The following is a 10,279-nucleotide window of genomic DNA, read 5'->3' as shown; positions in this document are numbered from 1 at the left end:
TCGTTATGGTTGAAAGTTGTCGCCTTGAGAAAGGAAAGCCAATCGAGCTTGAGTATCGTTATTACATCAGTTCTAAAGGGTTAAGTGCCGAACAAGCAGCGATAGCCGTTCGAGAACATTGGGGCATGGGTGCTTGATGTCAGTATGAGTGAGGATGCATGTCAAATATACAACGCTCACGGGGCGGAAAATCTGTCATGTCTGCGTCATATGAGTTTGAATATGTTACGAGCAGAGCCGACGAAGATAAGCATTGTTGGAAAACAAAAGCGATGCATGATGAATCCATCGATGCTTGAAGCAGTATTAAAGGCTGGATTTAGTAGTTAGGTTAAAAATTAAACACTCATGCGGTGACCCTGGCTCCTAACCAAAATATGCCAATAGATAAATATAAAGGTCTATTGGAAGAAATGGCTTTAAAAGCATCTAGAGTATTTAAAAAAGAAGGTAAAGTAGTATGAGTCAATTTCAATTAAATCTAGCCGAATCAGAATTAAAAATAATTCTTGAATCACTAGTTGAAATGGAACTGAAAATGGCGCAAGTATGTGAGACGTCACAAGATGAAGATGAAATCGCTGATGTTGGTAATGATCTTATTGAGGTAAGACTGTTATTAAACTCTGTGCGAGAAAAGTCTATATTGCAATACGGTAATAACATAATGAATTTCTCTCGTGAAGCATTTTAAAGTTAATCGAAAATTAACATGGCCATATATGGACGCTCCCGGTGAGTCAAGATAATACTCTGCTTACCCAAAGCTTTTTGGCCTTAGTTTTCTGTACAACATTCTCACTCTTATCGTTGCTTTTAATGCGCTCATTTACCGCTAGAAGCGGTTGTACTGCCATATATACGGGCTTAACAGCCAAGCTGCGCCCCTAATGAAATCCGTACCACTGCGCCGGTCAATTGAAACACCCATGCGGATTAGGTTTTTCCTATCCTTGGCCTATTCGGGCTAGCACTGGTTGGACTGAGCCATTTCTTCATCGTTCACAACAACCCTGGTGAGTATTTAATGTGCTATCTTGCGGCTCTTATCACCCAGTCGGACTCGGAGTCCTTGGCCAGACCGAGCTCTGCAAGATAGCGACAACAGTGTTAACAAGTACCATGGTTTGCTCCTTGATTAGCAGCATATTGCGGAGCATAAGGCACTTGTTTTTGTAATAAAACCCATATCAGCCTGGCGAGTCTATGAGCCGTGGCAACCACCGTACTGCAGATGCTTTTTCGGCTTCTTAACTGTGTTATCCAGAGGTTTAAATCATCTTGTTTTTTACTTGCATGGCTGACGACGGTTCTGGCTCCATGAATAAGCTGTTTGCGTAAATATCCGTTACCTCGCTTGGTGATACTGCCATTGACACTTCGATGGCCAGAGGCAAATTGCTTTGGGGTTAACCCTAGCCACACACCCAGTTCTTTAGCAGTATTAAACGCCTGACCTCTGCCAATTGATGCGACGAACGCTGACGCGATAATGGGCCCGACCAAATAATGGGTGGCTAGGTTTTAGAAATGGGTGGCTAGAGTAATTAGATAAATAATAAAGACTTAACTAGGCTTTAGTTACCTTTATCTCTAAAAGGTAACCTAAGATGGCCAAATCTAGACAAACTATCGTTAGCCGAGACGATACGCCTTCTCCTGCAAATAGAAGTAGTCACTGTTGTACACGAGTAGTGCGTAAGGCATTTTTGTGTGGTATTGATCATTCAACCTGTGAGAACTTTGAGCATCGGCGTGAGTGGGTTGACTCACGTATTCTTGAGCTTACCACCATCTTTGCTATTGATATTTATGCTTACGCACTCTTTATAATGAACAGTAAAATGATGGCGGCATTGTTTTATTATTTTAACTGAATATTGTGAGCATTTAGACCGAAAACGACGACAAGGCGCTGCAAACTGCCAGCGCTGGCTGTGCGTTTAAGTATTGTTCAAAAGCTAGGTGGCATAGTTTACTGCAGCGTAGATTTATCGGTAACATCTTGTCGAATAGGAACGCTCATAAGTGCTCAATTTAATATTTAGCGTCAACGTCTATTTTGCTTCACCTAGCGTATTAAGTAGATTAGATAACAAGCTAGAAGCACCAAAACGATAGTGTTTAGCGTTATCGGCCCAACCTTCCCCAATAATATTATCAGCCATATCTAAATATAGTTTGGCTTCTTCTGCAGTCTGAACGCCGCCAGAGGCCTTAAAACCAACGTGACTTTCAACGCCCATCTGTTTGATGACTGATAACATAATTTCAGCCGCTTCTAGCGTTGCATTGACGGGCACTTTCCCCGTAGACGTTTTGATCATATCAGCACCCGCTTTAATGGATATTTCGGAGGCTCTTTTGATTAGTTCAGGCGTTTTTAGCTCACCAGACTCGATAATCACTTTGAAGAAAATGTCATTACCGCAAGCGGCTTTACATTGCTCAATAAGCTCAAAACAAACATCCTCATTACCCAATATTAACGCGCGATATGGAAACACAACATCGACATCATCTGCGCCATAGGCAATGGCCGCTTTTGTTTCAGCAACGGCTATTTCAACATCATCATTTCCATGAGGAAAATTAGTCACTGTGACCACTCGAATGTTGGGGGTACCTTGTGATCGCAATTGCTTTTTGGCAATAGGAATGAAACGCGGATAGATGCATATGCCGGCGGTATTACCTGCAAAGGTTTTAGCTAGCTTACACAACTCGATAATTTTATCATCGGTATCGTTATCGCTTAAGGTTGTTAGATCCATCAAATGAAGTGCACGTAGTGCAGCTATTTTTACATTACTCATTGGTTTTTCCGATACGTAGTAAAAATCTATTCCCAAGGACCTAATGTCCTTGGAAACAAATAAAGGAACGGCATTATAAAAGTGGAGGACTTTCGAAAATAGATACAGAAATGAAGGCTATATCTATATCAGATCTTGAGGATTAGAGTGTTCGGGTTAGAACTTGGGTTCGCTATTTCGAAGTTGCTCATTTTTTTGATGCATTCACCACCATACATTCACTGATTATTTGTCCTAATGTTATTATAGCTTGTACTGTTTTATCATTCAGTGGAAAGGACGCGTTCAATCTCATACAATGGTTGTAGTGTTCGGTTACGCTAAACATTTTTCCCGGCGCAATGCTGATGTTTTGCTTTATAGCAGCATGAAAAACATCCACAGAATCAATTCCAAGCGGAAGTTCTACCCAAATAAAATAACCTCCTTGCTGACTCGTTATATTCACTCCTGAAGGTAAGTACTTAGTAAGCAAACACTCCATCTGTCTCTTACGTTCATGCAGTTTTTTTCTCAACTGCTTTAAATGGGTTTCGTAATTACACTTACTTAAATAGTCCGTTAGCGCTAATTGAATGGGTGCGCTTGTTGCTAGCGTGCTCATTAATTGCAACTTTTGCATCTCCAACGCACGCTTCCCTGCTGCTACCCAACCAATTCTAAACCCCGAAACCAAAGATTTTGAAAAAGAAGAACAAAGCATTACGTTTCCAGTTTGATCAAACTGTTTGACTGGCATAACTGGAGAGCCTTCTTGATAAAGCTCTCCATAGACATCATCTTCAATCAAGGCCACGTTATAACGATTAAGCAGATCATTTAACGACTGCTTTTTCTCTAATGTTAGTGTAAAACCCAGTGGGTTCTGATGATTGCTCATCAACCAGCACGCCTTTACATCATGGGATTGAAGTGCCTTTTCCAAAGCATCGAGATCAATTCCTGCTATAGTATCGGTTCTTACCGACAAGGCTTTTAATCCCAGCCGCTCTAATGATTGAAGTGCACCATAAAACGTGGGAGATTCAACCACCACCCAATCACCCGGTTTGGTGCACACTTGCAAGCTGAGATTTAACGCTTCGAGTGCGCCGGCGGTAATCACAATCTCCTCAGGCGATATGTTAACTCCTTTTGTCGCATACCGTTTAGCAAGGATCGTTCTTAACTCTTCATTACCAGGCGGTAAATTATCGAATGTACTAGAAATTGGTAGATTTCGGGCGGCAGACATTAGCGAACGATTAACTTGTTGGCGTGGATACAAACTAGGATCTGGATACGCGAAACCAAAATTAACCATATACGGGTTACGACCTGCTTGCAGCACTTCAAACACAAAGTCGTTAATATCAACTTTTTCAGTTAACGACACCGCAATATGTCGATGAGGTTCGGTTTCTTTTAATTCAGGTGTCACACGATAGCCTGAACGCGCTTGAGAAACCACATAACCTTGAGACTCCAAGACTTGATAAGCATGTAAAACTGTCATCAAACTTAGACCACTATGTTCAGACTGTTTTCTAAGCGACGGTAATTTATCGCCCGCACGCCAGACTCCAGATTTTATCTGACGTTTGAGTTGATAAACCAGATCTTCATACTTTGCCAATTCGAATTCACCATAACAATTAATACCTTCTAAATCATAACACCGATAAAAACCATCTGTTATATATTTAGACTTAATTTCTGTGCCTACTTATACCCTTGGCCATCCATTAATATGCCATCTTCTAAAATGAATAAGGCTAGTTTATGTTTGAGCTCGATGCTTTGTTATTAGCACGGATACAGTTTGCTTTTACAATATCTTTCCACATTATTTTTCCAGCAATAACCATTGGGCTGGCTAGCTACCTTGCTGTATTAGAAGGGTTAAGCCTCAAAACACGTAATCCTGACTACAAAGTCCTCTACCTTTTTTGGTCAAAGATTTTTGCTGTAAACTTTGGTATGGGTGTTGTTTCAGGCCTTGTTATGGCCTATCAATTTGGAACCAATTGGAGTGGTTTTTCATCTTTTGCCGGTAGTATTACTGGGCCGCTACTCACTTATGAAGTGCTGACTGCTTTTTTCTTAGAAGCTGGTTTTCTTGGGGTTATGCTCTTTGGCTGGCAACGAGTAGGCGATAAGCTACACTTTTTTGCTACCTGTATGGTCGCTCTGGGAACCATACTCTCTACTTTTTGGATCCTCGCCTCTAACAGTTGGATGCAAACCCCAACCGGTTACGAGATTATCAATGGTCAAGTTGTCCCAACCGATTGGTTTGCAGTCATTTTTAACCCTTCATTTCCATACAGATTAGTTCATATGGGTGTTGCAGCATTTCTCAGCACTGCTTTATTTGTCGGTGCTTGCGCAGCCTGGCATCTGCTCAAGGGCAACAAAACTGGCCCAGTTAAGAAAATGTTTTCGATGGCAATGTGGATGTTAGTTCTAGTCGCACCGATCCAAGCCTATATAGGGGACATACATGGCCTTAATACGCTAGAACATCAACCTGCAAAAATTGCAGCGATAGAAGGACATTGGGATAACTCTGACGGCGGCCCAAGTCCATTGATTCTGTTTGGATTCCCGAATATGGAAAAAGAGCGTACAGACTTTGCGCTTGAAATACCCGTACTTGGCAGCTTAATACTCAAGCACAGTTTGGTAGAACCCATTCCAGCATTGAAAGACTTTCCAAAAGACGAAAGACCTAACTCACTAGTTATATTTTGGTCTTTTAGAATTATGGTATTACTTGGAATGCTTATGATTTTACAGGGTTTCTGCAGTATTGTTCTACGTAAAAAACAGCGACTTTATAATACAGGTTGGTATCTAAAGTTCTCTCTTTTAATGGGGCCCGCTGGGTTAATTGCTATACTCGCGGGTTGGTTTACTACCGAAGTAGGCCGTCAGCCTTGGGTTGTATACGGATTGATGAAAACTAAAGATGCAGTATCGGCCCATAGTGACTTACAAATGAGTATCAGCCTTCTATGTTTCTTCATTGTTTACAGCCTCGTCTTTGGGTTTGGTTACTTCTACATGATGCGCCAAATGAAACAGGGGCCTCAGCTAGATGATGATCACAACACTGGTTCCCATGAAATTTCGACAATTTCTGGTCGACTTTAAATTTACGGCATGACTTGAGGTAATCTTTATGGAATTAGATCTTTCGGTTGTTTGGTTTGGTATCATCATCTTTGCTACCTTGATGTACATTTTCATGGATGGTTTTGATTTAGGCATAGGAATTATGATGCCTTTTGTTAAAAGCAGTTCACAAAAAGATGTCATGGTTAATAGTGTTGCCCCGGTTTGGGATGGTAATGAAACGTGGATAGTACTTGGTGGCGCTGCGCTATTTGGCGCCTTCCCTCTGGCTTACTCGATAATTCTTGAAGCGTTAACCATTCCAATTACACTGATGTTAGTGGCACTAATTTTTCGGGGTGTTGCCTTTGAGTTTCGCTTTAAAGCACTACCTAGTCACCTTAAATTCTGGGATCGTGCATTTATGGTAGGCTCAATTATTACCACCTATTGTCAAGGTGTTGTCGTTGGTGCTGTGGTTCAGGGATTTACTGTTGAAGGTCGTATATTTACAGGTGGCCAGTTAGATTGGCTCGCTCCATTCCCACTATTTTGTGGCTTTGGTCTGTTGGCTGCATATGCATTACTTGGTAGCACTTGGTTGCTAACGAAAACTGAAGGTGATCTGCAACAGACCATATTTACTTTAGTGCCTAAAATTCTCAGCTTACTTATTGTTGCTATAATTGTCGTGAGTGTATGGACACCACTGACTAGCGTATCCATTGCCGAACGTTGGTTTACGCTACCCAATTTATTCCTATTAGCTCCGGTGCCCTTACTGACGGCTGTTTTGTGCTGGAAAACATTTGATTCAGTCAAAAAGCAAAAAGAAACATCCCCGTTTTTAATGGCATTAATGATTGTTTTTCTTGGTTTTGCAGGTCTTGGGATTAGCCTATGGCCTAACATCATTCCTCCTAACATCTCAATATGGCAAGCTGCAGCCCCCAAAGAAAGCCTCAGTTTCATGCTTTATGGTGCGTTGATCATTATTCCAATGATCCTTGCATATACATTTTGGAGTTATTACGTCTTCGCCGGAAAAGTAAAAGAAGGCGAGGCTTACCACTAATTAATCATTAGGGAGGTTAAAATGAAACTTAATAGCACACTCCAGAAATGGTTATGGCTTATAAGTATCTGGGTTATAAGTGTACTTTCGTTAGGCATAGTATCTATGGGATTTAAATTATTGATGACTGCGGCTGGATTTAAATCTTAAGTAATCCATAACAAAATCAGAATAATAGAAACTTTATTAGAAGTAAACTAAGCGTCTAGCGAAGCACACCTTGAATTAATATAGCTAGAATTAACATGGCCACCCATTCCAATTTGTTCAAGTGCTGGGTGGCTACTTTATTCACCCAGTACTTCAAACTCATCACGCGCCAGGTGGGCGCGTCCGTCAGCCTCTAAAACCAAAGTTCACTGTACACAACACCAAAGGCTTTATTCATCGTCCATTTTGACGTTAGAACATAACGATTATCACCTTCTGCTTTCCACAATTAGCATGGCCACCCATTCCAATTTTTTAGACATATCGATAGAAATCGATGCGTTGAATGCATTGCGCCGAAATCTCGCTAAAGCAATGAAAACGAGTTATGTTACTTGTTCAAAAGCGGGATGGCATAGTTTAGTCACTTTACTTATGATGTTATTTTGGTGGCTTCTTTAGTTTTTAAATCGGTTATTGAGGCTAGCCAAATGGTCACCTGTAATAAAAAAATCTATCATTAATTGAGGTAACAATATGAACAAAGAAAATAATGTTATTCCCGCTGATTTTGTAAACTACAAAACCACCTTTTTAATGAACAAGGATAATATCCCGAAGCTATTTCTTTTCGAGCATAATACCAAAGCCGGAGTTTATGGGAGAATCTGCGTGACCGTTGGGGAGTTAAGATTTTTTGGTTTTAAAGAACGTCGCGGTGCGATAGAGCAAGAGCTTATAGTCAAAGCCGGAAGTGTTGCCATTTCACCACCAGAATACTGGCATAAAGTTGAGTTGATGACTGAAGATACTGAATTTAAAGTAGAGTTCTTTGCACAACAAGATTCTCAGATCGTTAAAGAAAACTTATCAGAGCGAAATGAATAAAAACAATTAATATCAGACAATTAACATGGTCATCTATTTCAATTTGTTCAAAAGCTGGATGACATACTTCATCGGAAAGGTGAAGCATGGTGATTTGCGAGGCGACTGTCCGCCCCATTGCCGGAACGACGCTGAAAAATAGGGTTAATCTACTTGCATCCAATCGACTTCAACGCCAGCTTGTTCAAACATCTCTTCGCTGATTTTAATCTTGTCTCCCCAGCGTGACAGGAAATCGTCGTTGGGCTTTGGGCTATGTACGGCGCGCAATCCAGTTTGGATAATCTTGGCGGCGCAGTTAGGGCAGGGGAAGTGGGTCACCCAAATTTCACAGCTACTGAGATCGCGTTTGGCATGCAATATGGCGTTTTCTTCAGCATGAAGTGTCTTTAGTAGTTTCATTTCGCGGTTATCGGTTTCTGCACTATCAGATATTCCGTGAGGATAACCATTAAAGCCTAACGATACGATGCGATTGTTTTCAGTGATCACTGCACCAACTCGGGTGGAGGGATCTTTACTCCAAGATGCTACAAGTTCGGCCATCTGTAAAAAACGTGTCGCCCATTTTGTCATCATCTTATTGCCGTTCCTATGCGTTATTTATCATATTAACTATCACTGCGTCTGGGCGCTATTTTCTATGCAGAACAATCAGAAATCAACCTAGTATATTATAATCTTGATCCTACTTACCTTTTCTTATATTTAGTAGGGTTATAGTGCGCCTTAAAGGTTGGTTAAACCCAAAGCTCATCGGCTGATCAAAGCATTACTTACTGTTTCTCTTTAGGGCTCAGTTTGTTGATAACGCACATTAATGTATGCGTTTTAATCGTGCAGAAAGCTATTTCCATATATTTAACAAGGATTGAAAAGTTGAACTACGGCTACAAAAATGGATGGTATGATTAATTTTTGTTGCTCTGTAATAATATGGCTATATAGACTTAGTTTGTAGCCTTTTTTTAGCTTAGTTTGAATAGAGTGGAATATGACAGAAAAAGAGAAAATGCTCTCAGGAGAGTATTATGATCCCGGTGATGCGGAGTTGGTTGCGTTACGCCTAAAAGCCCGTTTATTGACCGAAACGTTAAATCAAACCAGTGTGAGTGATGCTGATAAACGAGTGAACATTGTTAAATCATTGTTTGGCTCGACAGGGAGTAACATTCATATTGAGTCGTCATTTAACTGTGATTATGGTGTAAATATTCATGTTGGTGAAAATTTTTATGCCAATTTTGGCTGCGTTATTTTAGACGTTGCAGAAGTTAGAATTGGTGATAATTGTTTAATCGCGCCTCAAGTAGGAATTTATACTGCTACGCATCCACTCGACCCTATTAAAAGAAACAGCGGTGTAGAGTACGGCAAACCAGTAACCATAGGCCATAATTGTTGGATTGGTGGCCACGCTACGATCAATCCCGGTGTGACGTTAGGCAATAATGTTGTTGTCGCGTCAGGCGCTGTGGTAACCAAGAGTTTTGGCGACAATGTTGTCATCGGCGGTAATCCCGCGAGAGTGCTTAAAGAAATAGAGTGCTCAGACTGTTGATAATTAAGGTCAATTAATAGATTTGAATTGTGGTTAACGCAATCGTAATCAAAGTGAAGAATGGTTTTGTTAAATTCATCACTAAAATGGATGGCTTAGTTTTATTCTCATACAAGAGCAAAGGCAGTAAGTTATCAACTTATTCAGGTTCGTGTCATCGTCTTCCCGGCAATGCTTATGAGCCGGGATCCAGGTGTTAGTTTCTTGTAGTTTTGTACTTATGGCCTGCGGCCACTAACGTCGTGGCGCTTCACCCACATCAGACCAAGAGGGAGTTAACGGCTATTCCCTCTTTACTCTTTATAAAAGAATTGGCCCAGCCGCCCCGCAACATTTTCGCTATTACAAAACAACAACTGCGAAAAGGTCACCATTTGGTTCGATCCAGCTTTGAACCTCGTTTGTAATCGACTTCGGCCCATCGTGCAATAAAGAGTGAAAATGCTACCGCTTCCGATGGTACATCCTGTACCGCGAAAGCTAAGCTCACATCTGATAGGCAGGATGCCTGAATGCCTTGTAGCACATGGTCAATGATGTTCCCTACAATCATTGTGACATTTCCCATATCCATATGGGTCAGATGTGCGTGAAAGGTCAAGTGAGCTTCACGCATTCACTTATAAAGAGTCTTCAACGTCCTCAAGTTCAGAGTTGAATTTGAACATTTTAAAATCAAGAAAACTAAATCGT

General features: G+C 40.9%; 10 protein-coding genes and 2 pseudogenes. 8 read left to right on the top strand and 4 right to left on the bottom strand.

From position 1 onward, the window contains the following. Positions 1-330, top strand: a pseudogene (locus ACROAE_RS06255) (ISAs1 family transposase); the annotation flags it as partial. Between the two features lie 130 nt (positions 331-460). Next, positions 461-694 carry a hypothetical protein gene (locus ACROAE_RS06250; RefSeq protein WP_432400129.1) on the top strand — a complete coding sequence of 78 codons (234 nt, stop codon included), beginning with the start codon at positions 461-463 and terminating at the stop codon, positions 692-694. A 416-nt stretch (positions 695-1,110) separates the two neighbouring features. On the opposite strand, the pseudogene ACROAE_RS06245 reads toward ACROAE_RS06250, so the two are convergent. Then, positions 1,111-1,503 (bottom strand): annotated as a pseudogene (locus ACROAE_RS06245) (transposase); the annotation flags it as partial. 107 nt (positions 1,504-1,610) lie between these two features. Here ACROAE_RS06245 and ACROAE_RS06240 point away from each other — a divergent pair. Continuing rightward, complete coding sequence (locus tag ACROAE_RS06240; RefSeq protein WP_432400128.1) at positions 1,611-1,877, top strand: hypothetical protein; 267 nt, start codon at positions 1,611-1,613, stop codon at positions 1,875-1,877. 180 nt (positions 1,878-2,057) lie between these two features. Here ACROAE_RS06240 and deoC read toward each other — a convergent pair whose 3' ends face one another. Both deoC and ACROAE_RS06230 read right to left on the bottom strand, forming a co-directional pair. Beyond that, positions 2,058-2,816, bottom strand: a complete 759-nt coding sequence (gene deoC / locus ACROAE_RS06235; protein ID WP_432400127.1) for a deoxyribose-phosphate aldolase — start codon at positions 2,814-2,816, stop codon at positions 2,058-2,060. Positions 2,817-3,003: 187 nt separating this feature from the next. Further along, positions 3,004-4,431: a PLP-dependent aminotransferase family protein gene (locus ACROAE_RS06230; protein WP_432400126.1), complete on the bottom strand. Its 1,428-nt coding sequence runs from the start codon at positions 4,429-4,431 to the stop codon at positions 3,004-3,006. A gap of 146 nt (positions 4,432-4,577) precedes the next feature. Between ACROAE_RS06230 and ACROAE_RS06225 the strand changes: the two genes are divergently transcribed. From ACROAE_RS06225 to ACROAE_RS06210, 4 genes are all read left to right on the top strand, one after another. Further along, entirely contained in the window at positions 4,578-5,951 is a 1,374-nt protein-coding gene (locus ACROAE_RS06225; protein ID WP_432400125.1) for a cytochrome ubiquinol oxidase subunit I, read from the top strand. A gap of 28 nt (positions 5,952-5,979) precedes the next feature. Next, positions 5,980-6,987 carry a cytochrome d ubiquinol oxidase subunit II gene (gene cydB, locus ACROAE_RS06220; protein ID WP_350431833.1) on the top strand — a complete coding sequence of 336 codons (1,008 nt, stop codon included), beginning with the start codon at positions 5,980-5,982 and terminating at the stop codon, positions 6,985-6,987. 21 nt (positions 6,988-7,008) lie between these two features. Beyond that, positions 7,009-7,137 carry a DUF2474 domain-containing protein gene (locus ACROAE_RS06215; protein ID WP_350431831.1) on the top strand — a complete coding sequence of 43 codons (129 nt, stop codon included), beginning with the start codon at positions 7,009-7,011 and terminating at the stop codon, positions 7,135-7,137. Between the two features lie 537 nt (positions 7,138-7,674). Further along, positions 7,675-8,025: a DUF1971 domain-containing protein gene (locus ACROAE_RS06210; protein ID WP_350431830.1), complete on the top strand. Its 351-nt coding sequence runs from the start codon at positions 7,675-7,677 to the stop codon at positions 8,023-8,025. A 144-nt stretch (positions 8,026-8,169) separates the two neighbouring features. Here the strand turns inward: ACROAE_RS06210 and ACROAE_RS06205 are convergent, their stop codons facing one another. Further along, positions 8,170-8,604, bottom strand: a complete 435-nt coding sequence (locus ACROAE_RS06205; RefSeq protein WP_432400124.1) for a dCMP deaminase family protein — start codon at positions 8,602-8,604, stop codon at positions 8,170-8,172. A gap of 415 nt (positions 8,605-9,019) precedes the next feature. Here ACROAE_RS06205 and ACROAE_RS06200 point away from each other — a divergent pair, with 415 nt between their 5' ends. After that, complete coding sequence (locus ACROAE_RS06200) at positions 9,020-9,586, top strand: sugar O-acetyltransferase (protein WP_432400123.1); 567 nt, start codon at positions 9,020-9,022, stop codon at positions 9,584-9,586. The last annotated feature ends 693 nt before the right edge of the window (positions 9,587-10,279 follow it).

The organism is Shewanella sp. MF05960 (assembly GCF_050849305.1).
Lineage (GTDB): Bacteria > Pseudomonadota > Gammaproteobacteria > Enterobacterales > Shewanellaceae > Shewanella.
The sequence above is the reverse complement of the archived record's forward strand: the minus strand, read 5'-3'. Positions and strand labels throughout refer to the sequence as shown.